We start from the raw sequence: 1,035 nt of genomic DNA, 5'->3' as shown, positions 1-1,035 counted from the left end.
ACCGGAGCCATCTCTTAACTCATGATGCTGAGCAATCACGGTTTTAGCTGGTTCAGGAAAACCTTCGATCTGATTCGCGAGATCCAAACCATATTTAGTATGTAACTTTAGGTAGTTGGTTTCTGGCTCGGTTAATGGCACTTGCTTTCTTAATATAGCGGTGGGGATTTTGATCTTACCCATATCATGAAACAGAGCAGCGAAAGAGAGCTCTTTTAGTTGCTTGGCAGAATACCCTTTCGCACGCCCAATCATCATGGCAATAACCGCAACGTTTAGAGAATGGAAATAGATATCTTCAAATTCGTTTTTGCCGTTCATTAAATGAAGCGTGACGTTATCATCGCACATCAACTTCTCAACAATGTCTTCTATTAACAGTTGAGCTTCATCAACAGCGGCAGTTGGGCGGTTACGAATTTTCGTCATGACTGATCGCATCCGCGCAAGTGAGCGCTCAAACTCTTTCTCACACTGAATCACTCGTCGACGATATGCACTGAGCTTTTCAATTCGTTTCTGTTTTTCTTGCCACAGTTTTTGCGTTTCTAGATCCAACGATTCATTGCTTGTTGTGCTGTCCGTTTGGATTTGATTAACGGGCAATGGTGCGGTGTCGCTTTGTTCGGGATTAAAGTACACGAACTTTACACCGAGATGACGAATCATCTCGATCTGTTCCTGGTCTTTAATTTTAAAGCTATTGAGTAGGAAGGGGTGATCGTTCCACTTTAGCGGAAGGCGGATATGTAATCCCGGCTGAATACGATCCACTGTAAGTTTAATTGCTGCCACTTTTTCACTACTATTAAGTTTTCACGATAAACCAAGAATAGTAGTAGATTCTGTAAATAAATTCATCAATAAGAACTCACAAGTGCGAGTCATTCGCGTTAAGAACCAATGTGTTGTTCATAATTTGAATCAAGCTCATACCTGAGTATCAATCAGAGTCTTGTTTTAATACTCGATCCGCATGACGCAGTTTTAGCTTGGCTTCGAAGACAGGTTTTTCTATGTACTCCTGTTTTTTTA

General features: G+C 41.2%; 1 protein-coding gene. It reads right to left on the bottom strand.

What is annotated here, in order from left to right:
- Positions 1-795, bottom strand: a 795-nt coding sequence (locus R7Q38_RS24870; RefSeq protein WP_318114740.1) for an HD-GYP domain-containing protein, incomplete at its 3' end; no start/stop codon positions are given.
- Between the last annotated feature and the right edge of the window lie 240 nt (positions 796-1,035).

The sequence above is a fragment of the Vibrio sp. Vb0598 genome (genome assembly GCF_033338935.1).
GTDB classification, from domain to species: domain Bacteria; phylum Pseudomonadota; class Gammaproteobacteria; order Enterobacterales; family Vibrionaceae; genus Vibrio; species Vibrio alginolyticus.
This window is presented reverse-complemented; position numbering and strand designations above follow the sequence as displayed.